A 25,372-nucleotide genomic window follows, 5' to 3' on the forward strand; every position below is an offset into this window, starting at 1 on the left:
CTTCGCTTGCCCCGCCAACCGTCAAAGCGTTTGCACGAAAAAGGGCGCTTTGCTATAAGCCCGGCCTCGCGTTCAAGCGAGTGCTTTTGCACGGTGTTCCGCGGTAGCTCAGTTGGTAGAGCAGGTGGCTGTTAACCACCGGGTCGCAGGTTCGAGTCCTGCCCGCGGAGCCAATTCCAACAAATTGCGAGCTTTGATTTCGGCGGCTTGTAGCCAAGGCACGCCCTTGCGAGACGAGAGCGCCTGGAGCTGTCCGTGTTTCGGTGAGAGCCTGCTACGGCGTCGCCGGTGCGCGAACCGGTTCCGCCAGATGATCGCTTTTGACCCACAGTCGCGCGCCTTCCGCTCCAGCGACCGCCTGGAGGGGCGCGTCGACTGGCAGACGCAACCAGCTGTGCCGCTTGAATGTCTCGCCGCATTCCTCGAAACCGCCTTCGATCACGAGGATCTCCAGCCCCCTATGGCGCTCCAGCGTAACGGTGGCGCCCGGTTCCCAGATCTCGATCCGAACGCGCTCGCGCAAGTCCTCGAAAAGCGGGATTTCGGAGACGCCGATACGTCCTGCGACGGGAAGCGGACTTCGAGCCGTGGTGTCTATGGTCACGTGCCTGCGGTCTTTGGGGTCGAACTGCCACAGCTTGACCAGGATCTCGGCGCCGTCGGCCGCGCCGGGTGTGTGCCGCGAGGTCGGCGGATTGCGCACATAGGTTCCCGTTGGGAAGTCTCCCTGTTCGTCCTGAAAGGTCCCGGCCAGGACGAAGTACTCCTCCCCGCCGTGGTGCGTATGGGCCGAAAAGGCGCTGCCCGGAGCGTAGCGCACGATGCTGGTGGCACGGGCGACCTCGTCGCCCTTCCGGTCGAGCATGCGCCGCTCGACGCCTTTCATGGGAGAGGGAACCCAGGGGACGTCCTGTGAATGCACGACCGCGCGGGCTGTGAAGTCTGCATTTACGTGCATCTACATCCCGCGCCCTGCTGTGTTCGGCTTTCGCCAAAAAGGAAACTCCGCCCGGGCGCGTAGCACGCCCGGGCGGAGCGGTTAGGGTTTTTATTAGGCCAAGAGGTCGAAGCGGTCGGCGTTCATGACCTTGGTCCAGGCAGCGACGAAGTCATGCACGAACTTTTCGGCATTATCGTCCTGGGCATAGACCTCGGCATAGGCCCGCAGGATCGAGTTCGACCCGAACACCAGGTCCGCACTGGTTGCGCTCCACTTCACCTTGCCCGACTGGCGGTCGCGGACTTCGTATTTGCCAGTCCCTTCGACGGGGTGCCAGCTGTTGGCCATGTCGGTGAGATTGACGAAGAAGTCCGTGGTCAGCTGTCCGACACGGTCGGTGAAGACGCCATCGGCGCTTCCACCGTAGTTGGTGCCGAGAACACGCATCCCGCCGACCAGCACGGTCATCTCCTGCGCGGTCAGTCCCAGAAGCTGGGCACGGTCGAGCATCATCTCCTCGGCCGAAACCGCGTAGGTGTCCCTCTGCCAGTTGCGGAAGCCATCGGCGAAAGGCTCCAGCACGCCGAAGCTCTCGGCGTCGGTCATCTCGTCCGTGGCGTCGCCGCGGCCTGCGGCGAAGGGTACCTCGACGTCATGGCCCGCTGCCTTGATCGACATCTCCAGACCGACATTGCCGGCCAGAACGATGACGTCCGCAATGGAGGCTCCGGCGGCCGCCGCGATGGGCTCCAGAACGCCCAGCACCTTCGCGAGACGCTCGGGCTCATTGCCCGCCCAGTCTTTCTGGGGTGCAAGGCGGATGCGCGCACCGTTGGCACCGCCCCGCTTATCCGATCCGCGATAGGTCCGGGCGCTGTCCCAGGCGGTGGAGATCATCTCGGCCGCCGAAAGACCGCTGTCGGCGATCTTGGCCTTGAGCGCGGCGACATCGTAGCCGGTCGGGCCTGTCGGCACGGGATCCTGCCAGATCAGGTCCTCATCGGGAACATCCGGACCGATGTAGTTCGCGCGCGGACCCATGTCGCGGTGGGTCAGCTTGAACCAGGCGCGACCGAAGGTGTCGGCGAAGTAGTCCGGATCGGCCCTGAACTTCTGGCAGATCTCGTTGTAGACGGGATCGATCTTCATCGCCATGTCGGCGTCGGTCATCATCGGCTTGCGACGGACGTTCGGATCGCCGGCATCGAGAGGCATCTCCGATTCCGGCATGTTGACCGGCTCCCACTGCCAGGCGCCGGCTCGGTTCTTCTTCACCTCCCAGTCGTAGTCGAAGAGGTAGTCGAAGTAGCCCATGTCCCACTTCAGGGGTTCCTTGGTCCAGGCGCCCTCGATACCGGAGGTGAACTTGTCGGAAGGGTTCATCGTCTGGCCGGGGTTGGCCCAGCCGAGACCCTGAGCCTCGACGCCGGTCGCTTCCGGTTCGGCGCCGATCTGATCGTGCGCGCCGCCGCCGTGCGCCTTTCCGACCGTGTGACCGCCACAGGTCAGTGCTGCGGTTTCCTCGTCATTCATCGCCATGCGGGCGAAGGTCACGCGAACGTGCTGGGCGGTGCGGGCCGGATCGGGGTTGCCGTTCACGCCCTCGGGGTTGACGTAGATCAGACCCATGTGGACGGCCGACAGCGGGTTTTCCAAGGTCGTGGCTTTGTCGAGATCGCCATAGCGGTTCTCCGACGGGGCCAGCCATTCGTTTTCAGAGCCCCAGTAGACGTCCTTCTCCGGACCCCAAATGTCCTGACGGCCGAAACCGAAGCCGAAGGTCTTCAGACCCATCGATTCGTAGGCGATGGTGCCGGACAGGACGATCAGGTCGGCCCAGCTTAGCGCGTTGCCGTACTTCTTCTTGACTGGCCAAAGCAGACGACGCGCCTGATCGAGGCTGGCGTTGTCTGGCCAGGAGTTCAGCGGCGCGAAGCGGATGTTGCCCGTCGCCGCACCGCCACGGCCGTCCTGCATGCGATATGACCCGGCGGCATGCCAAGCGAGGCGGATCATCAAGCCGCCATAGTGACCCCAGTCGGCGGGCCACCACTCTTGATTTGCGGTCATCAGCGCGTGGACATCGGCCTTCACGGCGTCGAAGTTCAACGCTTTTACGGAAGCGCGGTGATCGTAACCCGGATCCATCGGGTTCGTGCGCGCGCCATGCTGATGCAGGATGTCGAGGTTGAGGGCGTTGGGCCACCACTTGGTGACCGACTGATCGGTCGAGGTGTTGCCTCCATGCACAGGACACCCGGTCAAGCCGTGCAGAACGCTTCCGTCCATGAGTCTCTCCCAAAAAGCTGCTTGAGCGAGGCTTCATTGCCTAGCCTGGAACCTTTCTAAACTCAAAAATTCATTACTACCAATTGAGTTTGCAAACCGGCGTGATAAGTTGGGCAAATGATTGGCTTGACCCTCAAGCACCTGCGTTACTTTGAAGCCCTGGCGACACATGAGCATTTCGGCCGTGCCGCCGAGGCCTGCGCGATCACGCAGCCCGCCCTCTCTCTTCAGATCAAGGAACTGGAATCGATGCTGGGGGGCGCCTTAGTCGAGCGCAGCTCGCGCAAGGTGCACCTGACGACGCTGGGCGAGGATTTCGTGGCCCGCGCGCGCAAGATCCTGTTCGACGTCGACGAACTCGGCGATCTGGTCCGTGCGTCGAAGGATCAATTCGCCGGTCGATTGCGGCTTGGCGTTATCCCGACCGTTGGCCCCTACCTTCTGGCTGACACGATCAAGGCACTGACTGGCCGCTTCCCGGGGCTCGAAATCCAACCGCGGGAGTCGGTGACGAAGTCGCTAATCGAGGATCTTCACAAGTCGAACCTCGATGCGGCCATCGTCGCCTTGCCAATCTCCGAGGCCGCCTTGCAGGAATTCTCGCTTTTCGAAGAAGACTTCGTTCTCGTGCGTCCGATCGAGGACGCGGAGCGCCCCGTGCCCACGGCGAACAAGCTGAAGGAAATGCGGTTGCTGCTGCTGGAGGAAGGCCACTGTTTCCGCGATCAGGCGCTGACCTTCTGCGAGATGGAGAAGTCCAGCCCGCGCTACCTGATGGAGGGCAGTTCCCTGTCCACACTGGTTCAGATGGTGAGCGCGGGCATGGGGCTGACGCTGATTCCGGAAATGGCGCTTCCGTTGGAGACCAGATCCGCGCAGGTCGCGGTGGCGAGGTTCCCCAGGCCAAGCCCCTCACGTAGGGTCGGAATGATCTGGCGTAAAACGAACCCGCTGGCCGAGCATCTCATGCAAGTCGGCGCGATTGTCCGCAAGGTTTCCCAGTCCAGGCGCGACGAGATCGATGCGACCCTCAAGGCATCGGATCGAACGGAGGCTGGCCGCCCTCTCTGGAACTGAGAGACCGTTTGCGACTGCTCTGTTCCGTCCCGCTTCCCCACCCGGCCTGCACCGGGTTGGCTGGCCGGTTTCGGACGCCATCATCCCGGCGTCTCTCGCGGTTGTTGCTGCGCCTTGCTAACCTGCGCGCATGTTCGATTTCGAAACCTGCAACGAAGCGCGGCTGAGGCGGGACCCGGCGTTCGACGGCCTCTTTTTCGTCGCTGTTCGCACCACAGGCATCTACTGCCGTCCGGTTTGCGGCGTGAAACAGCCGCTGACGAAGAACGTCAGTTTCTACGCAAGCGCGGCCGCCGCCGAGACGGCCGGCTATCGTCCCTGTCTGCGCTGCCGACCTGAAACGGCGCCCTTCTGTCCAGCCTGGAAGGGCACTAGGACGACGGTCGAGCGGGCGCTCGGCTTGCTCGAGAAGGGTGCACTCGATCACGGCAGCGTGGAAGACCTGGCCGAGCGGCTGGGCGTCGGATCGCGCCATCTTTCGCGCCTCTTCAGGAAACATCTCGGGGCTTCGCCGGCTCAGATCGCTAAGACGTTGCGGATTCAACGAGCCAAAAGGCTTCTCGACAACAGCACGCTGTCCATCGGCGACATCGCTTTTCAATCCGGGTTTCGCAGCGTGCGCCGCTTCAATGCGGCTTTCGGAGAGCTTTACGGGCGTCCACCCTCCTCCTTGCGTAAACAGCGGGCGGCGACTCGTCCTCCGATCTCTTCAGACACCTCCGGAATCTGCGGCGCAACGACAGACACCCTGGTAGCGCTTGGCCTCCAAGGCCTTCATGCCGGGCGCTGAACCGGCGGCCGCCCCTCTACCCCGCAAGATAGCGACCTAGCGAACCGACGAACCAACCGAAGGGAGATTGGGTCATGACCCAAGCTGAACGCGCCCGGAACTTTGCCGACCTCCATGTCCCGGGTCGCCCTCTCGTGCTCTACAATATTTGGGATGCCGGCGGCGCCAAGGCTATTGCCGAAGCCGGCGCCAAGGCGATTGCGACGGGTAGCTGGTCGGTCGCCGCCGCCCAGGGCTATGGCGACGGTCAGGCGATCCCACTGGACCTGGTCCTGCGGATCGCGTTGCGCATCGTCGAAACGGTGGATCTGCCGGTCACGATCGACTTCGAAGGCGCTTACGCCGAAACACCCGAAGAGGTGGCGGCAAACGTGCAGCGCTTGATCGAGGTGGGCGCCATCGGCCTCAACTTCGAAGATCAGGTGGTCGGCGGCAACGGTCTCCACTCCACCGAGGCTCAGGCCGCTCGAATTTCGGCGATCAGGCAGGCAGCGACGAAAGCGGGCGTCCCCTTTTTCATCAACGCAAGGACGGATCTTTTCCTGAAGGAAAAGGATCGCGGCAAGCACGCCGAGCTGATTGCCGAGGCGACGGAGCGAGCGGCCGCCTACGCGCAGGCTGGCGCCAGCGGTTTCTTCGTGCCTGGATTGGTGGAGCCCCAGCTGATCGGCAAGATCTGCAAGGCTGTCGACCTGCCGGTCAACATCATGGCCATGTCCGGCGCGCCCACGCACGAAGACTTGGCATCGCTGGGGGTCGCCCGTATCAGCCACGGACCGGGCCCCTACTTCACGGCAGTCGCGAGCTTGGCCGAGCGGTTTCGGGAAGCCACTGGAGCCAAGACCGGCTAGCGGGCCTCCGTCTCCCGTCGCGCGCGGCCGTTCAGGTGCCGGTTTCGTCCTGAAAGGTCCAGGCAAGCTCTTCCTCGGCCTGGAAAGGTACGATCTGCAGGCCGTCATGCTCCATGATCGCCGGCACCGCTTGAGATACACGGCGCAGCGTCACCTTCCCCTCGTTCAGTGGCAGACCGTAGAAGCGCGGACCGAACTCGGAGGCGAAGCCCTCCAGTCGGTCGAGCGCGCCTTCCTCTTCGAAGGTCTGCGCATAGCTTTCCAGGGCTTTCGGTGCGCTAAAGATGCCGGCGCAGCCGCAGGCGCTTTCCTTATCCTGCTTGGTATGGGGCGCCGAATCTGTGCCCAGAAAGAACCTCGGGTTTCCGGAGACGGCCGCCTTGCGCAGAGCTTGGCGGTGATGCCGGCGCTTCGCGACGGGCAGGCAGTAGGCATGCGGTCTCAAGCCGCCGGCGAACATGGCGTTGCGGTCGATGCGCAGGTGATGGGCCGTGATCGTCGCCGCCAGATTGTCGCCGGCGTCCTCGACGAAGCGAACGGAGTCCTCCGTCGTGATGTGCTCCAACACGACCTTCAAAGCCGGAAAGTCGCGTAAGACCGGTCCGAGCACCGTCTCGAGGAAGACGGCCTCCCGGTCGAAGATGTCGATGTCGTGAGAGACCACCTCGCCGTGCACCAGCAGAGGCATGCCGACCGCCTCTAGGCGCTCCAGAACCTTCCAGATCTTGCGGACGTCGGTAACGCCGGCCGAGGAGTTGGTCGTGGCATTCGCCGGATAGAGCTTGCAGGCCGTAAAGACCCCCTTGCGGAAACCCCTCTCCAGTTCATCGGGATCGATCTGATCGGTCAGATAGGCGGTCATTAGAGGGGTGAAGGCCCGTCCCGCCGGAAGTGCCGCAAGGATCCGGTCTCGGTAGGCTTCGCAGGCCGCCACCGTCGTGATCGGCGGGACCAGGTTCGGCATCACGATGGCCCGGGCGAATTGCCGCGCGGTCCAGTCCGCTGCGAAGGTCAGCATCGCTCCGTCGCGCAGATGGACGTGCCAGTCGTCGGGTCTGCGCAAAGACAGAACGTCGCTGTCCTCGGCTGCCGCGCGCGGCGGCAAAACGGTCGTACTCTGGTCCGTCAAACTCCCTCCTCACCTCGGCCTAAAGCCGTAATGGCTCTCGATTGCCGAAGGTTTGCGTCGCCGATAGGTCCCTGCGGAGATCGGGCGATCATCCGCAAAGCAACGGACTGAGAGATACAGACTGGAGAAGCAGAACGGAACCTCTGAAAGCGTCAAAACCCGCCTGTGACGCGTTTCACAAGGCATGGCCGTAGGACCGCCTACCTTAGTGGGACGAGAGATACTCCTGTTTCCTCCATCCCTGACCTCCAGGCCCTACCGCTTCCCCGGTAGGGCCCTTTTTTTTAGGTCGCGGGAATGGAATTCCCCGGAGGGCTTTAGGGGCCCTACTCCGCCGCGCTCTTCCCGTCTTCCTCGACGGCTTCGAACACGGGCGGGACCTGTCGCAGCTCGGCCATAGGGATGTGGCAGGCGATCAGATGTCCCTGCGCATCCTCCAGAACCGGCGGAACCTCCGTCTCGCAGATCCGGCCTATCTTGCGGTGACAGCGGGTGTTGAAGGGACAGCCCTTGGGCGGGTTCAGCACGGAGGGCAGCGATCCCTCCAGAATGATCCGTTGCTTCTCGATCGAGGTGTCGGCGATCGGAACGGCCGACAGCAAAGCTTCCGTGTAGGGGTGGTAGGGCGGCGCGAAGACTTCGTCGGTCGTGCCCTGCTCCACGATGTGACCCAAGTACATCACGACCACTCGGTCGGCCAGGTAGCGGACCAGGCTGAGGTCGTGACTGATAAAGAGCAAGGTCGTGCGATAGCTCCGCTGGATATCCATCAGAAGCCCGGTGACGGCGGCGGCGACCGAGACGTCGAGCGCCGAGACAGGCTCGTCCGCGACGACCATGCGCGGGTTTCCGGCGAAGGCGCGGGCAATACCTACGCGCTGCTTCTGACCGCCGGAGAGCTGACGTGGCCGGCGCTTGGCGAAATCGCGTGGCAGCTTCACAAGGTCCAGCAGTTCGAAGACGCGCTGTTTGATCTTTTCCGGGTCGCTTTCGACCCCGAACTTTCGGATCACGCGCGCCAGCTGCCCGCCGACGGTATGGCTTGGATTCAGGGTGTCGAAGGGGTTCTGGAACACCATCTGGACGGAGCCGATTTCCTGTGGCGAGCGCGTCTCGACTGGCTTGTCCGCTAGGTCGTTGCCCTGGAATACCACCTGCCCGTCCGTCGCCGTCTCCAGCCCCATCAGGACCTTGGCGAAGGTCGACTTGCCGCAGCCCGACTCCCCGACGATGGCCACCGTCTGGCACTCGTGGGCATCGAAATCGATGCGCTCGTTGGCTTTGACGTAGCGGATGCGCTTGCCGTTCATCAGTGCCGAGAGCGAGTTGTCGCGAACCTCGTAGTACTTGCGCATCTCGCGGATCTGCAGCACCCGGTCGCCCGATTCCATCGCTTCGCTCGACAGGCCTTCGGGCGTATAGCTGGACCAGTCGATCTCGTCCCATCGGCGGCAGCGGACCTGATGTTGCGTCGCTTCCGAGATCGACTCCATCTCGATCAGCCCGCTGTCGCAGGTGCTCTCGGCGAAGTGGTCGCAGCGCGGTCCGAAGAAGCAGCCGCTCGGCCGCTGGTGCGGCAGAGGTAGCTGCCCCCGGATCGGTACGAGCGGCCGGTCGGTCTTGTCGGTGCCGGGCAAGGGAATGCAGCCGAAGAGGCCCTGGGTGTAGGGGTGGCGCATGCGGTCGAAGACGTCTTCCACCGCGCCCTCCTCCACCACCTGTCCCGAGTACATCACGTTCACGCGGTCGCAGGTCTCCAGTATCAGGCCCAGATTGTGCGAGATGAAGATCATCGAGGTGTTGAACTTCGCGGCGATCTCGCCGATCAGCTCGATGATCCCCGCCTCTACAGTGACGTCGAGCGCCGTGGTCGGCTCATCCAGGAGAAGCAGCGACGGTTTCGACAGCAAGGCCATCGCAATGACCACGCGCTGCTGCTGACCGCCGGAGATCTGATGCGGGTAGGACCGCATGACGCGCTCGGGATCTGGCAGGTTGACGTCCGCCAGCATTTGCAGGGAGCGTTCGCGCGCCTCCGCTTGCGTCACCTGCTCGTGGTACAGCGGCACTTCCATCAGCTGGTCGCCGATCACCATGGAGGGATTCAGGGAGGCCATGGGCTCCTGATAGACCATGGAGATCTCGTTGCCGCGGAGCTGGCGCAGCTCTTCCCCGCTCATACTTCCGAGCTTGCGGCCCTTGTAGAAAATATCGCCGCCGACGATGCCACCGTTCTTGCCCATGTACTGCATCACGGCCATGGCCACGGTCGACTTGCCGCAGCCCGACTCGCCGACCAGCCCAATGGACTCGCCCTGGCGCAGTTTCATGTTGAAGTCGATGACGGCGGGAATCTCGCCGGCGCGGGTGAAGTAGGAGATCGAGAGATTCTTGCACTCGAGAACCACATCCCCGAACGGCATGTCCTTCGGACGCATCGGGCGGTTTCTCCTTATCTTTGTCCCATCAGTCGCGCATCGAGACTTCGCGCAGACCGTCGGCCAGCAGGTTGAAGCCGAGCACGAGAGAGGAGATGGCAAGGCACGGGAAGACGGTCATCCAAGGGAAGGACATGGCCATCTGCCGCGTCTCGTTGATCATGCCGCCCCAGTCCGGGTTTGGCGGCGGCAGGCCCAGGCCCAGGAAACCGAGCACGCCGACCGTGATGATCACGTAACCGAGGCGCAGCATCGAATCTACGATCAGCGGACCCCGCGCGTTGGGCAGAATCTCGACGAAGAGGATCCACCAGGTCGGCTCGCCCCGGGTCTGAGCGGCGAAGACGTACTCGCGGGTGCGCAGATCGAGGGTCAGTCCCCGGACGATGCGCATGATGCCGGGCGCCGAGGCAAAGGTGATGGCCACCACGATGTTGATGGCCGAGGCCCCGACCAGAGTGATGAAGAGGATAAAGAGGACCAGGACCGGAAACGAGAGGATAATGTTGGAGATGAAGGAAAGGAAATCATCCACCCAACCGCCCTTGTAGCCGGCCGCCAGCCCCATGGGAATGCCGACCGCATAGGCGCAGATCGTCGCGATCGGCGCCCAGGTTAGAACCGTTTGCGAACCGTAGAAGATGCGCGCCCAGATATCCCGTCCCAGGTGATCGGTGCCAAGCCAGAAGGTCCCGCAGTGGTAGGAGCCTTCGTTCTCACCGCTTGCGATCAGTGAACAGATCTCTTCGACCGGCGCCTCGTTTACCAAGCTACCCGCCCTTACGATGAAGTCGGATAGGGGTGGCATCAGCGGTGCTAAGGTCGCATTTGGCGGAAAGACGATGCCGACCTGCAGCAAGCCGGCATCGACCAGAATCGTGTTCAGGGTCGCTAACAGTGCCATGGACACCCAAAAGAGCACCAGAGCGACGCCGACCATACCGACACGGCTTTCCCGCAGCAGGACGATGCTTGCAAAGATGCGCGCGATCCGCGACGGAGACCGAGTTGTGGCCTCTTCCTGCTGCGAGGCGCCGTTGAGGGTGGTTTCGCTCATGTGACCGACACCCCTGCCCTAGCTGAACCGAATGCGCGGATTGAGGTAGGTGTAGCCGATATCGGCCAGCGTCTGAGTCATCACGGCGACGAAGACCGCGACCATGGCGCAGGCTTCGATCAGATAAATGTCCTGATTCAGAGAGGCCTCCAGCAAAAGCGCGCCGAAGCCCTTGTAGGCAAAAAAGAACTCGACGACGATCACGCCGGACAGCAGCCAGTTGATCTGCAGCATTATGACCGTGAAGGGGGCGATCAGGGCGTTGCGCAGGGCATGCCGGACGATTACGCGCCGATATGGCAGCCCCTTCAGCACGGCGGTCCGGATGTAGTTGGTCGTCATGACCTCTGCCATGGAGGCGCGGGTCATGCGCGCCACATAGCCGAAGTCATAAAGAATCAAGACAAGCGCCGGCAGAATCAACTGAAGTGGGTCGAAGCCGCTGGCCATGCCGCTCGTTCCAGGCAGAAGGCCAAGATAGAACACAAAGATAGCGGACAGCAGCGGAGCCGACGCGAACTCCGGTATGGAGGTCGTGACGATCGAGGTGATCGAAATCGAGCGGTCGAGCTTCGAGCCCTCGCGCATCCCCGAGAGCACGCCGAGCAACAAGGACACGGGGATGACGACTGCGAAGACACAGGCGGCCAGGATCGCAGTGTTGCCGAGCCGCGGCCAGAGCACATCCGCGACGTCGGTGCGGAAACGGATCGACTCTCCGAAGTCGCCGACCACAAAGTTGCTCAGCCAGGTCGCATAGCGAACGTAGATCGGCTCGAAATAGCCGTTGTTCTCGAGCCAGATCTGGCGCTGCTCCTGTGAGGAGTAGGGCCCAAGAACCTTCACCGCGACGTTCTCGACGTTCACCTCCAGGGCGGCGAACAGCAGCATCGAGACGGCGATCATGGTCAGAACCATGGTTGCGCCGCGTCGGGTGATGAAAATCAGCATCTATGCAAGCTCCCCCGAGCGTAAGGGCGGATCGGCCGGTCGGTGGCGTCCTGCCGTCGGCCGACCTCCCTAATCTCAGGTGTCCAACCAGACCTTGTGGAACTGGTGATAGAACGTCGGATGGAGCTCGTACCCCTTGACCTTGTCCGTGGTTGCCGAGAAGACGGACCGCCAGAGCGGCTGAGCGATCACCGCATCGTCCTGCAAAATTTTCTGCACCCGCTCCATCTTCGCACGCCGTTCGGTCACATCGAGGGTCGCGGAGGCCTCCGCGAGGGCCGCGTCGAACTCCGCGCTCGAGTAGCCCGACTCGTTCCAAGGCACCCCGGACTTGTAGCCTAGGTTCAGCGCCATGACGCCGAGCGGCCGGTGGGTCCACTGGGTGAAACCGAAGGGCGTCTTGTCCCAAACGTCCCAGTAGGAGGCACCGGGCAGCGGATTCAGGTCGAGGATGATTCCAGCCGGTTCGAGCTGCTGCTTGTATTCCTGCATAGCCCCAAGGTGCCAGGCTTCGGCCTGACCGAGATCGATCTTGACGCGCAGTGGCAACTCTACACCGGCCTCCGCCAGCAGCGCTTTGGCCTTCTCTACGTCGCGGGTCATGCCGGGAAGTTGGAAATACTCGGGATGAATCGGCGAGACATGGTGGTTCTCGGCAATCTTTCCGCGTCCGCGATAGGCGATGTCCAGAACCTTCTGGTGGTCCATACAGGCGACGAAGGCTTGGCGGACCTTCAGGTTGTCGAAGGGCGGCTCGCTGACGCGCATGCGGGCCACGCCGGTCTGCGCGGTGACGGCCTCGTGCAGGATTGCGTTCGGCAGACGCTCCATCAGATCGATGGCGCTGATGTCCACTTCGTAGAGATGATCCACCTGACCGGACGCCAGCGCCGCCACGCGCGCGCTGGGGTCGTCGCCCGTGTCGATGTAGTGGATTTCGTCCAGGAAGACCTCGCCGCCCCAGTATTCGCCGCGCTTGCGCAGCCGGCAGACCTCGCCAACCCGGAATTCGCTGAGTTCGTATGGGCCGGTCCCGATGGGATTGCTCGCGAAATCGGCTTCGTAATCGACGCCGAAACCGCGGTGCACAATGATCGTCGGATAGTTGTAAAGGTTTTCCGGGATCGCCAGCTCGGCCTCGGAGAGGTGCAGGCGAACGGTGTGATCGTCGACTCGTTCGATCGCGCCGTCGCGCATCCGGCTGCCGCCGTCGGCCGTCTGCTCGACCATGCCGCCGAAGAGACCGATGTTGGAGGAGCCGACCTCGGGGTCGAGCCAGCGCGTGAAGTTGTGGATTACGTCGTCGGCGTTGAAGGCGTCGCCGTTCGACCACTGGATGCCCTGGCGAAGCTTGAAGGTCCAGGTCTTGAGATCGTCGGAGGCTTCCCAGCTTTCGGCCAGGTAGGGGCGCGTCACGTTGTCCGATCCCGTGACGGTCATGTACTCACAGATCGCACGGGTCTGGTTGGACATCTCCGCCCAGTCGTAGGTCGCCGGATCGTCCATCCGCTGGACGCGCATGGCCGAGCGCAGCGTGCCGCCCATCTTCGGCGTTTCCTGCGCGATCGCCCGCTTCACCGGGGCTTCACCCAGAATGGTGCCTGCCATTGCGTAGGCGGCGGCTGAGGAGACACCGAGCAGCGTGGCTGTGCGCAAGAACTCGCGACGATCGCAGTCCCCCTTCCGAAGCTGCTCGCAGAGCTCCGGAACGTAGGGGTGGACGCGTTTGCCCGTCTCGTCCCGGATTTCCTTCTTGGCCATTCTCGTCTCCCTAGGCAGCCGGACCGACGCGACCTGCGCACCGGTCAAAAAAATCTTGAGCGTCTGCGACTCTCGATGGTCGCTCACGCGGCGATATGTCGAGGAAGACCGGCAACTCTAGGGGCGTGTGAAGCCTGCAGTGCCTGCAGCGATGGCGACGTTGCATCGCGCCTGGCACAGCCCTGCGCCCGCAACCGCTTCGATCGCGACGGCGCCGTAAGACGGATCCCTGTAGCCCTGTACCATAGCCTTCCCTGACTCCGGCTGGTTAGGCTTGCCGAGCCGGATCTTCCTTTGTTTGCTCGCGTTTAAACGAACGAGCTTATTATCCAACGCTAGCAGAGTTTGGGCCGCCTCCCAAGGCGCAAGTTGCCAAGTTGCGACGGACTCTCCAATAAATCCGCCATATTGCGACATACCTACCCTTGGGTTTCCGCAGCCTCTCGTTGCGTGACAATCTGTACTTCACTGTGCAACGTGCGGTGGACGGGACACTTGTCTGCGATCTCCAGCAGCTTGTCGCGCTGAGCTTCGTCCAGGTCGCCCTCCAGTCGAATCTGCCGTTCGATCCGATCGATTTTTCCGTCGCGCGTTTCGCAGTCGGCGCAGTCCTGCGCGTGGATCTTCGAATGATTGAGTGTGACCTGTGCCGTCTTTAATGCCCAGTTCTTGCGCTTGGCGTACATCCGCATCGTCATGCTGGTGCAACTGCCCAGCGCAGCCAACAGCAGGTCGTAGGGCGTCGGACCGCTGTCGTCGCCGCCCAGGGCGAACGGTTCGTCGGCACGCAGGCGATGCCGGCCGACGAAAACGTGTTGGCTTAGGAAGCCCTCGCCGGTTTCGCGTACCACCACCGTGCCCTCGTCCCTGCCCGAGGGATCGGGCTGCGCCTTTTCGGAAGCCACCTTGTCGGTCCGCAGATATCGGCCTGCCCAAGCTGCGAGAACCTCGGCCACGTAGACCGCGTCTTCCTTGCGTTTCAGGAGATGGTCCGCAGAGTCCAGCGAAACGAAGGACTTCGGATGCTTCGCGGCGACGAAGATGCCGCTCGCGTTGTCGATGCTCACCGTCTCGTCGAGCGGCGCGTGGAAGATCAGCAGCGGACGGCGAAGGCCGGCGACGCGCTCGGCCAGCCGCTGAGCGGCGATGTCCTCCAAGAACTGTTTCTTGATCCGAAAGGGACGGCCGGCGAGCTGCACCTCGGCCTCGCCCTCGCGTTCGATCTCCGCGCGCTTGTCGGTGAAGTGATGGGCAACGTGTGCGGGGTCGGCGGGTGCGGCTATGGTCGCGACGGCCTGGCACTCCGGAATGTCCCCGGCCGCCGCCAGCACCGCGGCACCGCCCAGGCTGTGCCCGACCAGCAGCTTCGGCGCCTCGTAGGTGCGTCTCAAATGCTCGGCTGCGGCCAACAGGTCCTGAATGTTGGACGAGAAGTTGGTGTTGGCGAACTCTCCGTCGCTGTGTCCCAGCCCCGTGAAGTCGAAGCGCAAGACTGCGAGGCCGCGCTCGGCCAGCCCTTGGGCGATGCGCTGGGCCGAGAAGATGTCCTTGCTACAGGTGAAGCAGTGCGCGAAGAGCGCGTAGGCCGAGGGCCTGCCTTCGGGCAAGTCCAGTCTTGCGGCAAGCTCCTGCCCGTCGCTGCCCGGGAACGTGAACTTCTCGCTTCGCATCCGCTCTGCCTCTCCTCCAGTTTATCTATCGCCAGTGAGCCATGCCGCCCGATCCGGCACAACCGACTGTTCGGGTTCGGCGGCTGTTCGGGCTCGGCGGCTGTTCGGGCCTCCACGATCTCCGGGCGGCTGCGTCGGCAGGACATCGAACGGTCGAAGCCTTGCCACTTCCAACCGCCGGTCCTGCACTCTAGCTTGCGCGCTGCCAGCAAGGAGGTGCAGCGCCTATGTTCGACAGCGGCTTCGGCCCCGACGACATCGACATCCAACAGCAAGAGCGGGTCTACGACGGCTACTTCAAGATGGATCGCTTCCGCTTCCGTCACCGTCTCTTCGCCGGCGGCTGGTCGGAGGCGGTGCAGCGCGAGGTCTTCGACCGTGGCCATGCGGTGGCGGTGCTGCCTTACGACCCTCTGACCGATAAGGTGCTGATGGTTCGTCAGGTGCGCCTGCCGGCACTGCTCGGCGAGGGCCAACCCTGGCAGATCGAGACGGTGGCCGGCATTATCGATCCCGGCGAAGCCGCCGAAGACGTGGCCCGCCGCGAAGCCCTGGAGGAGGCCGGCGTGGAGGTCACAGATCTCTGGCACCTCTTCCGCTTCATGACCTCGGCGGGTGCCAGTAGCGAGCGGATCGACCTCTACCTCGGCCGGGCCGACCTGACGAACGCCGGCGGCGTCTACGGTCTGGATCACGAGCACGAGGACATCGAAGCTGTCGCGGCGCCCTTCGCGGAGGCTTGGGCTCTGGTGGAGAACAAGCGCACGGAAAACACCCCCGCGCTTATGGCGCTGATGTGGCTCAAGCTGAACCGCGAGGCTGTTCGCGCGGCTTGGACCGCGTAGGCCTATCCGATGCCGTGAGGGGCTGGGTTGCGGGGAGCCTATCTTGCGGCCCTGCGGAGCCCCGGCGTAGAGCAGGATCGCCTTGGGTGGGATTGCTCTGGCGATTCCACCCAAGGCGTAAATCCTACTCTAACCGTAAGGTTTAGAGGGCGATTCACGTCTCAGGTGGAAGCCGAACGCTTCCACCTGAGACGATCGCGCTCTAAAGTCCGATTTCGTCGGCTGTTTGAACTTCAACGATTCAGTCGCGATTTCAGCCGACAGGACCGGCACCGACTTCGAAGAGAGGACCGCCCGAGACCATGACCTCCCGCGACGGCTTTATCGGCACCATCGGACGAACGCCGCTGATCAAGCTGCGCGCGGCCTCCGAGGCGACGGGCTGTACGATTCTCGGCAAGGCGGAGTTCCTGAACCCCGGCGGATCGGTTAAGGACCGGGCGGCTTGGGCCATCGTGAAGGATGCGGAGGAAAAGGGGCAGCTCAAGCCCGGCGGTGTCGTCGTCGAGGGCACGGCCGGCAACACCGGTATCGGTCTGGCTCTGGTCGGTTGCGCGCGCGGCTATCGCACGGTCATCGTCATTCCCGAGACGCAGAGTCAGGAGAAGAAGGGCATGCTGCGGCTCTGCGGCGCCGAATTGCACGAGGTGCCTGCGGTGCCTTACAAGGATCCGAACAACTACGTGCACGTGTCGCGCCGGCTCGCCGAAGAGCTGGCGGAGAAGGAGCCCAACGGGGCGATCTGGGCCAATCAGTTCGACAACGTCGCCAATTTCCAAGGCCATTTAGAGACCACCGGACCCGAGATCTGGGAGCAGACCGAGGGACAGGTCGACGGCTTTGTCTGCGCGGTGGGAACCGGGGGCACGCTGGCCGGGACCGGTATCGCTTTGAAGGCGCGCAAGGCCGGGATCAAGATCGGCGTCGCGGATCCCGGCGGCTCGGCCATCTTCGGCCACTACGCCAAGGGCGAACTGAAGGCCGAGGGAACGTCGATCACCGAGGGGATCGGCCAGGGTCGGATCACCGAGAACCTGAAGGAGGCGCCGGTCGATCTGGCCTACCGCATTCCCGACGAGGAGGCCTTGCCGATCGTCTTCGATCTACTGGAACATGAGGGGCTGGTGCTCGGCGGCTCCAGCGGGATCAATGTTGGCGGGGCGATCCGCATGGCGCGCGATTTGGGGCCGGGCAAGACCATCGTCACCATCCTCTGCGACGGCGGGACGCGCTATCAGTCCAAGCTGTTTAACCCCGCTTTCCTCCGCAGCAAGGGCCTGCCGGTTCCCGGCTGGCTCGAGCGCTGACACCGCCACAAGGAGCGCGCCATGGATCTGCTGTTCCGCGACGACGCCTATCTCAAGAGCTGTGACGCCGAAGTCATCTCGGCCGGACCCGAAGGCATCCGACTTGATCGGACGATCTTCTATCCGGAGGGCGGCGGCCAGCCGGGCGACAGCGGCGTTCTGCGCTTCGCCGACGGCCGCGAGCTCCGCATCGCCGATACCCACAAGGGCGACGACCACAACGATAGCCTCCTGATACCGGCCGAGGGCGAGGCGCTGCCAGAGGTCGGCGGCAAGGTGACGGCCGAGCTCGATTGGGACAGGCGCTACCGGCACATGCGCATGCACACCTGCTTGCACCTGCTCTGCAGCCTGGTTGAGGGCCACGTCACAGGCGGTCAGGTCGGCGCGGAGAAGAGCCGTCTGGACTTCAATCTGCCAGACGGCAGTCCCGACAAAGCCTGGTTGACCGGGGAGCTCAACCGTTTGATCCGGGAGGATCATGCGGTCACCCCCGTCTGGATCACCGACGACGAACTGGCCGCGCAGCCGGAGCTGGTGCGTACCATGTCGGTCAAGCCGCCGAGCGGCGCCGGTCGGGTCCGCCTGCTGAAGATCCCGGGCGTCGACCTGCAGCCCTGCGGCGGCACGCACGTTGCTCGCACCGGTGAGATCGGTCCTGTCGAAGTCGGCAAGATCGAGAACAAGGGCAAGCAGAACCGCCGTATCAATCTGCGCTTCGCCGGCTGACCGCTCCGCCCTGCTGCGCAGCTCCGAAACCGTCCAACGAAAGGGACGTCTCCATGCTCCGGCCCGATAGCTCCGCCCTGGTTTCGACAGAGTGGCTTGCAGAGCACCTGGAGGCGCCGGACGTGCGCCTCGTCGATGCGAGCTACTACCTGCCCGTCGAGGAGGGCGATGCCCGCGCGGACTACGAGGCCGAGCACATACCGGGCGCGGTCTTCTTCGATATTGACGAGATCAAGGACGAAACTTCGTCCCTGCCCCACATGCTGCCCAGCCCGGAGAAGTTCGCCTCTCGGGTGCGCAAGCTGGGGCTGGGGGACGGCAACCGCATCGTCGTCTACGACCGTCACGGTCTGCGCTCGGCGCCGCGCGTCTGGTGGAGCTTCCGGATCATGGGGCACCGGGACGTGTCGGTTCTGGACGGCGGTCTACCCAAATGGAAGGCCGAGGGGCGCCCTCTGGACGATCGTCTGGTGCAGCCTCAGGAGCGCCACTTCACGGCCCGCTTTGACCGCACCCAGGTGCGCGGCAAGGACCAGCTTTTGCGCAACCTGGAGAGCGGTCGGGAACAGGTTGTCGATGCGCGCTCGCGCGAGCGTTTCGAGGGCGCGGCCGGGGAGATCTGGCCGGGTCGGCGGCTCGGGCGAATACCCCAGTCGCTCAACCTGCCCTTCACCGATCTGATCGACGCCACCGACGGCACGCTGCTGTCCGAACCTCAGCTACGTCAGCGCTTCGCCGAGGCGGGTCTCGACCTCGGCAAGCCGGTGGTGACCACCTGCGGCTCCGGCGTCACCGCCTGCATCCTCGCCCTGGGTCTCGCCCTGGTCGGGCATCGTGATGTCGCGGTCTACGACGGTTCCTGGGCCGAATGGGGACTGCCGGACGCCGAGACGCCCGTTACGACCGGCGAAGCTGGCGGCGGCGGATCGGACGCCTCTGCATGAGCGAGGGCAGCGCGCCGTTCGAGGTCGCCGAAGCCGGCACGGCCGATCTCGAAGGCTGCCAGGCGCTCTGGCGGCGCTGCGGGCTGCCCGACGCCCTGCCGTCCTTCGAGGGAATGCAGGGCTGTCTGCTTGTCGCGAGACGTCGCCTGGAGCACGGGATCGAAGTGGCTGGTTGCGTGGCCGCACGGCTCGACGGCGAGAGCGGTTGGTTGATCAAGCTGGCGGTCGAACCTGAGTTGCGCGGCAGCGGCCTGGCGCGTCGCCTGATGCGGCGGGGCGAAACCTGGCTGCGCGAACGCGGTGCGACCGAGGCCCAGGTTCTGCTTGGGCCGGCCGACGTCGATGCACGGCGAGTCGGCGAGGCCTTCGGCTACGCCGAGGCGAAAACGACCTTGCTGTCTCGGGATCTCGACGCGGGCAGACGCCCCGCATCCTCCTCCACGGCAACCGGACCTCGGGCTGTCGAGCCCGATAAGCTCGATGCCAACAAGCTGGTCAACACCGTCACCTATCTGGAGATGCATAGCCGCCCTGCCCTGCAGACGCTCCAAGCACCAGCCGGCCGGACGACCGCCCTGCTCCGCTGCCTCCGGCCGACTGTCGCCTTCTACCGCTTCCTCTACAACAGCGTCGGCGAGCCTTGGCTCTGGTGGGAACGGCGCGCCCTGAACGACGCAGACCTGGCCGGGATCATCCAGGACGATAAGGTCGAGATCTACGTGCTCTATGTCGACGGTCAGCCGGCGGGCTACGCCGAGCTGGACCGGCGCCGGCGGCCCGAGATCGAGCTGGCCTACTTCGGTCTTATGCCGGAGTTCGTCGGCCAGCGCCTGGGGCCCTACCTGCTCTCCAGTGCCATCGACATCGCCTGGTCCTACGAACCGAGCCGCCTCTGGGTGAACACCAACACCCTGGATCACCCCAAGGCCCTGCCTCTCTATCAGCGCATGGGCTTCATCCCCTACGCCCAGGAACGCAAGGTCATCGACGATCCGCGTCTGTCGGGACTAAACACGTAGCCCTTGCAAGGGTCAGCGCGACGGAAGCCAGGTGGATAGGAAGGGCACGAAACTGATCACCAGCACGACGGCGAAGACGACGATAGCGAAGGGGACCACCGAGCGCGACAGCTTGGCGATCCCCGAGCCGGAGATCTGAGACGCGACAAAGAGGTTCAGGCCGACGGGCGGGGTGAACATCCCCATCGCGAGATTGACCACCATGATGATGCCGAAGTGGATCGGGCTAATGCCGAAACTGAGGGCGATCGGCAGCAAGATCGGAACGAAGATCAGGATCGCCGCGGCCGCCTCGATGAACATCCCGACGATCAGCAGAAGAACATTCACCAGTACGATGAAGATGATGACGCTGGCGATGGAACCGATCACGAGATCTGAGACCATGGCAGGAACGCCGAGGGTCTGAATGATTCGGCCGTACAGTCCGGCAGCGGCGATGATGCCGAGAATGACGGCGGAGGTGACGGCGGATCTTCGCAGGATCTCCGGGATGTCGCGCAGCTTGATTTCGCGGTAGACCAGTGCCCCGACCAGGAAGGAGTAGACGACGGCAATCACCGCTGCCTCGGTCGGCGTGAAGACACCACCGTAGATTCCACCCAGAACGAGCACCGGCATGAGAATGGCCAGGATCGCCTTGCGGCCGGCGACCAGCATGTCACGCCGGGAGCTCGGGTCCTCGCGCGCAGGCATCCGTCTGCGTGAATAGAGGTGGGCGTAGAGCAGGAGCGCGACGGCGACGAGGACGCCGGGCAGAATGCCGGCCATGAACATGTCGCCGACAGAGACATTGGCGGAGATTGCGTAAAGAATCAGCGGAATGCTTGGCGGAATAATGACGCCAAGAGACCCGGCGGCGGCCTGGTTCGCCGCAGCGAAATTCGCGTTGTAGCCCTTTGCGATCATGGCCGGGATCAGGATCGCGCCGATCGCTGCGGTCGTTGCGGTCCCGGACCCCGATATTGCGGCGAAGAAGAGAGAGGTCACGATCGCCACCATGGCCAGTCCGCCGGTCATGCTGCCGACCAATGCGTTAGAGAAGTCGACCAGACGGCGCGAGATACCGCCGTGCTGCATCAGGAAGCCCGCGAGGATGAAGAAGGGAATCGCGAGCAAGGCGAAGGAGTTGATCGAGCGGATCATTTCCTGCGGAACGATCAGCATCGGCATCAGATCGCCCAGCCAGATCGTTGCCGTGGCGGCGAGGCCAAGTGCGAAGGCGATCGGCAGACCGATCAGCAGCAGGACGGCCAGCAGGACGAAGAGGAGCGCGACCATCGATCAGGCGCGCTTCGGAATGACGGAGTCGATGAGCAGACCGAGCGCGTTGACGAAGATGAGGGCTGCGCCTGCCGGCACGGCGGCGTAGAGCCAACCCATCGAGATCCGGGTGCTCGGTGCTGTCTGGCGGGCAACCCGCTCCGTGATATCGATGCCCCAGACGAGAAGAACGAGCGCGAAGACGACGGCGATGAGCGGAATTGTCACCGCAAGCAGCCGCCGGAGCGTGATGCCGCCGAATTCGGCCAGGATGTCGACCGAGATCAGGCTGCCGTGGCGGAAGGCGTAACCTATCCCGAGCATGGTCATCCAGACCATCGAAAAGCGCGCGATCTCCTCCGAGAAGAACAGGGGACTCCCCATCACGTAGCGCGCGAAAACCTGCCAGGCGATGAAGACGGTCATGACGAGGAGCAAGGCGGCGAGTAGCCACCCGACCACCCAGTTCAGACCCGCGATGGCGCGGTTGATGGCGAACAGTGCGCGTATCATCTGGAGAAGACTCCCGGCGTTGCGCGTCCTGGGTGCGGAGTTTGCCCCCGCACCCGGATCGCGGCACCGTCAAGTCAGTTCGAGAAGGCGACCGCGGCCTCGACGAGGCTCGGCCCGACCGTCGGCGTCCAGGTCTCGATGACCGGTGCCACCTTCTCCCGGAAGGGTTCGAGATCGGGATGGGTCACAACCATGCCAAGCTCTTCGAGGCGTCCGAGGTATTCCTGCTCAAGGTCCTGACTGGCCTGCCTCTGCACAGGCAGGGCGATTGCAGCCGCCTCCAGGATGATCGCCCGGTCTTCTTCGGAAAAAGAGTTGAACAGGTCGAGCCCCATCATCAGCGGCGCCGGGGAGTAGACGTGCTGCGTCATGTTCAGGTAGCGCTGCACATCGTAGAAGTTGACGTCGTAAATGGTCGGTAGTGGGTTTTCCTGACTATCCATCACACCTTGCTGCAAAGCGGTGAAGACCTCGGTCCAGGCCATCGGCGAGGCGTTGGCACCGAGCGCTCTCCAGGTATCGACTTGAACGCGGCTTTCCTGGGTGCGGTGGTTGATCCCCCTGAGATCGTCAGGATGATTGAGCGGGCGCACGTTGTTGGTGTTGTGGCGGAAACCGTTCTCCATCCAGGCCAGGATCTTCACGTTCGCTCCGTCTTCCAGAAGCTGCGCGAGCTGTGCGCCGTGCTCGCTGTCCAGGAAGGCGTGAGCATGTGCGTGATCCGTAAAGATGTAAGGCAGGTCGAACAGCATGAAAGCATCGACGAAACCGCCCATAGGGCCGGTCGAGGTAATGCCGGCGTCGATCGTGCCGAAGCTCATGCCCTCCACGACTTCGCGTTCTGCGCCGAGGGCGTTGTCGTAGTGCGGCTGGATTCGAAGCCGCCCCTCGGAGAGCCGCTGTAGTTCCTCGCCGAATTTCAGGATGCCGATGCCCTGCTGGGATGCGGGGCCGAGGGGAAGGCTGACGTCTATGATGCGTTCGGGTTCGACGTCGCTGTAGTCGTTCTGCTGCGCGCTCGCCGCGGCGGAGACGCAAGCGACGGCGGCTGCCGCCAATCCGGTGACAAGGCGTTTCAAGGTCGTTTCCTCCTGGAGCTCCCCCTTTTCGGGGCTTCGTGCTTCGGATCCATCCCTCTTGCGGAGGCGCTGAAAGCCAGCGACCTTCGTTCAGGTGTGATCACGGATTAACGCTATGGAGGATGCTCAGAAGAGTCAAGGCGGGCAAAAAAATTAGCAAATCTCTCGACATAGGTCAGAAATCTCTGGCAAAAATGAAGCCTATGAGATGAAAGTGAGATCACAGTTGATGCCTTTGACTGGACGAAAAAGACTATGCTGATCGCGGCGGAGAACGATCCGGACAAGCTGAGCCAGCTGGTTCTCGAGGATGGAACGACGGTTCAGACTCAGGCCTATCTGGCCTTGCGGCAGGCTCTGATGAGTGGGCGCTTTCGGCCCGGTGAGGAAATCAGCCTGCGCACGACGGCGGCGGCACTCGGGACCAGTGTGACGCCGGTCCGCGAAGCCTTACGGCGGCTCGAGAGCGAGGGCGGGCTTGTGGTCCAGGGCCCCAATCGCGTGCTGGCCGTGCCGTTTCTGTCTCCAGAAGCTCTCGTCGAGATCCGCACGATCCGCATCCAGCTTGAGGGCATGGCGACGGAGACGGCCTGCGGGCGCATGACAAGCCGGCACCTTCGGCTGATCCGCAACGCCTGCGCGCTGATGGAAACGGCTGCCGCCAAGAAGGACGCGGATGCCTATCTCGAGAACAACTGGCGCTTCCATTCCGCGATCTATCAGGCCGCGCGCCAGCCCATTTTGCTCGAGTTGATCGAAGGGCTGTGGGTGCGGGTGGGTCCGCTGATTCGACTGGCTCTCTTCCGTCCCGGTCATCTCGCTCACTCCATGGAGTGTCACCGGGAAGCGGAACGGGCGATGCGGGACGGCGACGGGACGGCTGCACGCAGAGCGATCGAACGGGACATCGGCGATGCCGCAAAGGATATCGCGCAGTTGCTGTTGGAAGAGACACAGGAGAGCAAGCGGGCATGAGCGTCCTTGGAAGCCTGGTTCCCCGCGAAGGCTTGCGTGTCCTCGTTACGGCTGGCGGCAGCGGAATCGGGCGCGTCATCGTCGAGGCGTTCCGGGAAGCCCGGGCGCAGGTCTACACCTGCGATGTGGATCGTTCCATCCTCGATACCTTGGATCCGGAGATCGGGCGCGGTCTCGCCGACGTCAGCAAACCCGCAGACGTGGACGCGCTGGTCGAGGCGGCGACCCGCGTCCTTGGCGGTCTCGACGTCGTCGTCAACAACGCCGGCATTGCCGGGCCGACCGCCGGCATCGACGAAATCGAGGTGGCCGACTGGGAGCGCGTGATCGACGTCAACCTCAACGGCCAGTATCTGGTTGCCCGTCGCACGGCGGTGCACTTGCGCGAAAGTCAAGGCGTCCTCCTGAACCTCGCGTCTGTGGCTGGACGGCTGGGGTTCGCGTTTCGCACGCCCTATGCGGCGAGCAAGTGGGCGGTCGTTGGGTTGACCAAGAGCCTCGCGGCGGAGCTTGGGCCGGACGGCGTGCGGGTCAACGCCATCCTGCCCGGGATCGTCAGGGGACAGCGCATCGAGCGCGTGATCCGCGATAGAGCCGAAGCGCTCGGACGGACTTATGAAGACGTTGAGCGGGAAAATCTCTCGAAGGTCTCGCTGCGCCGCATGGTCGACGCCAAGGATATCGCCGCGATGGCGCTGTTTCTCTCTGCCCCGGGCGGAGGGAGCATCAGCGGCCAGGCCCTAAGCGTCTGTGGCAATGTCGAAACGCTCTGAAGAGTCGAACCGAGGAACCGAGATGAACGAGACGATTGCCGTCATCGGCGCCGGGCTGATTGGTAGGGCCTGGGCCGTTGTCTTCGCTCGGGCCGGGTTCGCGGTGCGGCTGCAGGATCCGGACGCCGAAGCGCTGGCCCGCTCCAAAGCTGCGATCGCCGCAACGTTGGCCGACCTTCACCAGGCCGGGCTCTGCGGCAAGCCCGAACGGATCCTACGCCGGATCACCCGCCATGCCGAGCTGGGGACGGCGCTCGAGGGCGTGACTTACGTTCAGGAATGCGGCCCTGAAGACGTCGGTCTGAAGCGGCGCCTCTTCAGCGCGCTGGAGGCGGCTGCGCCCAGAGACGCCATTCTGGCGAGTTCGACCTCCGGCATTACCGCGACGGACTTTGCCGGCCATCTCGACCGGCCTGAGCGCTGCCTCGTCGCGCACCCTGTCAATCCGCCGTCTCTCGTGCCCCTGGTCGAGGTCGTACCGGGCGCGCGAACCGCTTCCGATTGCGTCGCCCGGACCCTCGCGTTGATGCGCCGGGTCGAACAGGTACCGATCCACGTGCGTAAGGAGATCGAGGGGTTCGTCCTCAACCGGCTGCAAGGCGCGCTTCTGACCGAAGCCCTCCGGCTCTACCGTGACGGCTACGTCTCGGCGGAAGATTTGGACCGGACGGTCAGGGACGGTCTCGGACGGCGCTGGTCATTCATGGGTCCGTTCGAGACGATCGATCTGAATGCGCCGGGCGGCGTTGCCGACTACGCGCGGCGCTACGGCCCGCTCTATACCGCAATCGACCGGCAGCGCAGTGACGCGCCGCCTTGGCAACCCGAGGTCCTGGAGCGCTTGGCGGACGAGCTACGTGCCGTCCGTCCGGCTGAAGCGCTGGAGAAGCGCCAGGCCTGGCGGGATCGGCGCCTGATGGCGCTGTCGGTCCATCTCGGCGACGCCGCAAGCGAGTCCGAAACCTGAAGACA

Annotated in this window: 22 protein-coding genes and 1 tRNA gene; 12 read left to right on the top strand and 11 right to left on the bottom strand. The window is 63.8% G+C overall.

Going from position 1 to position 25,372, the window contains the following annotated elements:
- Positions 1-97: 97 nt before the first annotated feature.
- A tRNA-Asn gene (locus tag ACO054_RS07355) sits at positions 98-173 on the top strand.
- Positions 174-274: 101 nt separating this feature from the next.
- Here the strand turns inward: ACO054_RS07355 and ACO054_RS07360 are convergent.
- Both ACO054_RS07360 and katG read right to left on the bottom strand, forming a co-directional pair.
- On the bottom strand, positions 275-958 hold the full coding sequence (locus tag ACO054_RS07360; protein WP_421709787.1) for a cupin domain-containing protein: 684 nt from the start codon (positions 956-958) through the stop codon (positions 275-277).
- Positions 959-1,051: 93 nt separating this feature from the next.
- Entirely contained in the window at positions 1,052-3,229 is a 2,178-nt protein-coding gene (katG, locus tag ACO054_RS07365; protein ID WP_421709788.1) for a catalase/peroxidase HPI, read from the bottom strand.
- 117 nt (positions 3,230-3,346) lie between these two features.
- Here katG and ACO054_RS07370 point away from each other — a divergent pair, with 117 nt between their 5' ends.
- The 3 genes from ACO054_RS07370 (at position 3,347) to ACO054_RS07380 (ending at position 5,947) form a co-directional block, all read left to right on the top strand.
- The gene (locus ACO054_RS07370) at positions 3,347-4,306 is read left to right on the top strand and encodes a hydrogen peroxide-inducible genes activator (RefSeq protein ID WP_421709789.1); all 960 of its coding nucleotides are present in this window, start codon (positions 3,347-3,349) and stop codon (positions 4,304-4,306) included.
- Positions 4,307-4,436: 130 nt separating this feature from the next.
- A complete protein-coding gene (locus tag ACO054_RS07375; protein WP_421709790.1) occupies positions 4,437-5,096 on the top strand; it encodes a bifunctional transcriptional activator/DNA repair enzyme AdaA in 660 nt (219 codons plus the stop codon).
- 74 nt (positions 5,097-5,170) lie between these two features.
- Positions 5,171-5,947, top strand: coding sequence for an isocitrate lyase/PEP mutase family protein (locus ACO054_RS07380; protein WP_421709791.1), 777 nt, complete (start codon positions 5,171-5,173; stop codon positions 5,945-5,947).
- A 31-nt stretch (positions 5,948-5,978) separates the two neighbouring features.
- Here the strand turns inward: ACO054_RS07380 and pyrC are convergent, their stop codons facing one another.
- The 6 genes from pyrC to ACO054_RS07410 form a co-directional block, all read right to left on the bottom strand.
- On the bottom strand, positions 5,979-7,076 hold the full coding sequence (gene pyrC, locus ACO054_RS07385) for a dihydroorotase (RefSeq protein WP_421709792.1): 1,098 nt from the start codon (positions 7,074-7,076) through the stop codon (positions 5,979-5,981).
- A gap of 326 nt (positions 7,077-7,402) precedes the next feature.
- The gene (locus ACO054_RS07390) at positions 7,403-9,514 is read right to left on the bottom strand and encodes a dipeptide ABC transporter ATP-binding protein (RefSeq protein ID WP_421709793.1); all 2,112 of its coding nucleotides are present in this window, start codon (positions 9,512-9,514) and stop codon (positions 7,403-7,405) included.
- A 28-nt stretch (positions 9,515-9,542) separates the two neighbouring features.
- Positions 9,543-10,571 (bottom strand): ABC transporter permease, encoded by a 1,029-nt coding sequence (locus ACO054_RS07395; RefSeq protein WP_421709794.1) that lies wholly within the window; start codon positions 10,569-10,571, stop codon positions 9,543-9,545.
- An 18-nt stretch (positions 10,572-10,589) separates the two neighbouring features.
- Positions 10,590-11,522 (bottom strand): ABC transporter permease, encoded by a 933-nt coding sequence (locus ACO054_RS07400; RefSeq protein WP_421709795.1) that lies wholly within the window; start codon positions 11,520-11,522, stop codon positions 10,590-10,592.
- Positions 11,523-11,597: 75 nt separating this feature from the next.
- Positions 11,598-13,283 (bottom strand): ABC transporter substrate-binding protein, encoded by a 1,686-nt coding sequence (locus tag ACO054_RS07405; protein ID WP_421709796.1) that lies wholly within the window; start codon positions 13,281-13,283, stop codon positions 11,598-11,600.
- A gap of 419 nt (positions 13,284-13,702) precedes the next feature.
- Positions 13,703-14,953, bottom strand: coding sequence for an alpha/beta fold hydrolase (locus ACO054_RS07410; RefSeq protein WP_421709797.1), 1,251 nt, complete (start codon positions 14,951-14,953; stop codon positions 13,703-13,705).
- 227 nt (positions 14,954-15,180) lie between these two features.
- On the opposite strand from ACO054_RS07410, the gene ACO054_RS07415 reads away from it, so the two are divergent.
- The 5 genes from ACO054_RS07415 (at position 15,181) to ACO054_RS07435 (ending at position 19,797) form a co-directional block, all read left to right on the top strand.
- The gene (locus ACO054_RS07415) at positions 15,181-15,798 is read left to right on the top strand and encodes an NUDIX domain-containing protein (RefSeq protein WP_421709798.1); all 618 of its coding nucleotides are present in this window, start codon (positions 15,181-15,183) and stop codon (positions 15,796-15,798) included.
- Between the two features lie 302 nt (positions 15,799-16,100).
- Positions 16,101-17,105 carry a cysteine synthase A gene (locus ACO054_RS07420; RefSeq protein ID WP_421709799.1) on the top strand — a complete coding sequence of 335 codons (1,005 nt, stop codon included), beginning with the start codon at positions 16,101-16,103 and terminating at the stop codon, positions 17,103-17,105.
- Between the two features lie 21 nt (positions 17,106-17,126).
- Positions 17,127-17,834: an alanyl-tRNA editing protein gene (locus ACO054_RS07425; protein WP_421709800.1), complete on the top strand. Its 708-nt coding sequence runs from the start codon at positions 17,127-17,129 to the stop codon at positions 17,832-17,834.
- 53 nt (positions 17,835-17,887) lie between these two features.
- A complete protein-coding gene (sseA, locus tag ACO054_RS07430; RefSeq protein WP_421709801.1) occupies positions 17,888-18,778 on the top strand; it encodes a 3-mercaptopyruvate sulfurtransferase in 891 nt (296 codons plus the stop codon).
- The gene (locus tag ACO054_RS07435; RefSeq protein WP_421709802.1) at positions 18,775-19,797 is read left to right on the top strand and encodes a GNAT family N-acetyltransferase; all 1,023 of its coding nucleotides are present in this window, start codon (positions 18,775-18,777) and stop codon (positions 19,795-19,797) included. The genes sseA and ACO054_RS07435 overlap by 4 nt, the downstream gene beginning before the upstream one ends.
- Positions 19,798-19,809: 12 nt before the next feature.
- On the opposite strand, the gene ACO054_RS07440 is transcribed toward ACO054_RS07435, so the two are convergent.
- The 3 genes from ACO054_RS07440 to ACO054_RS07450 form a co-directional block, all read right to left on the bottom strand.
- Complete coding sequence (locus ACO054_RS07440) at positions 19,810-21,078, bottom strand: TRAP transporter large permease (RefSeq protein WP_421709803.1); 1,269 nt, start codon at positions 21,076-21,078, stop codon at positions 19,810-19,812.
- Positions 21,079-21,081: 3 nt separating this feature from the next.
- The gene (locus ACO054_RS07445) at positions 21,082-21,573 is read right to left on the bottom strand and encodes a TRAP transporter small permease (protein ID WP_421709804.1); all 492 of its coding nucleotides are present in this window, start codon (positions 21,571-21,573) and stop codon (positions 21,082-21,084) included.
- A gap of 74 nt (positions 21,574-21,647) precedes the next feature.
- Positions 21,648-22,652: a DctP family TRAP transporter solute-binding subunit gene (locus tag ACO054_RS07450; protein ID WP_421709805.1), complete on the bottom strand. Its 1,005-nt coding sequence runs from the start codon at positions 22,650-22,652 to the stop codon at positions 21,648-21,650.
- A gap of 255 nt (positions 22,653-22,907) precedes the next feature.
- Between ACO054_RS07450 and ACO054_RS07455 the strand changes: the two genes are divergently transcribed.
- From ACO054_RS07455 to ACO054_RS07465, 3 genes are read left to right on the top strand one after another with little or no spacing between them, the layout of a single operon-like run.
- The gene (locus ACO054_RS07455) at positions 22,908-23,627 is read left to right on the top strand and encodes a GntR family transcriptional regulator (RefSeq protein ID WP_421709806.1); all 720 of its coding nucleotides are present in this window, start codon (positions 22,908-22,910) and stop codon (positions 23,625-23,627) included.
- Complete coding sequence (locus ACO054_RS07460; RefSeq protein WP_421709807.1) at positions 23,624-24,400, top strand: SDR family oxidoreductase; 777 nt, start codon at positions 23,624-23,626, stop codon at positions 24,398-24,400. The genes ACO054_RS07455 and ACO054_RS07460 overlap by 4 nt, the downstream gene beginning before the upstream one ends.
- Before the next feature lie 22 nt (positions 24,401-24,422).
- Positions 24,423-25,367 carry a 3-hydroxyacyl-CoA dehydrogenase gene (locus ACO054_RS07465; RefSeq protein WP_421709808.1) on the top strand — a complete coding sequence of 315 codons (945 nt, stop codon included), beginning with the start codon at positions 24,423-24,425 and terminating at the stop codon, positions 25,365-25,367.
- Positions 25,368-25,372 lie beyond the last annotated feature (5 nt).

It is taken from the genome of Algihabitans sp. (assembly GCF_965226985.1).
In the GTDB taxonomy this organism is placed as follows: domain Bacteria; phylum Pseudomonadota; class Alphaproteobacteria; order Kiloniellales; family DSM-21159; genus Algihabitans.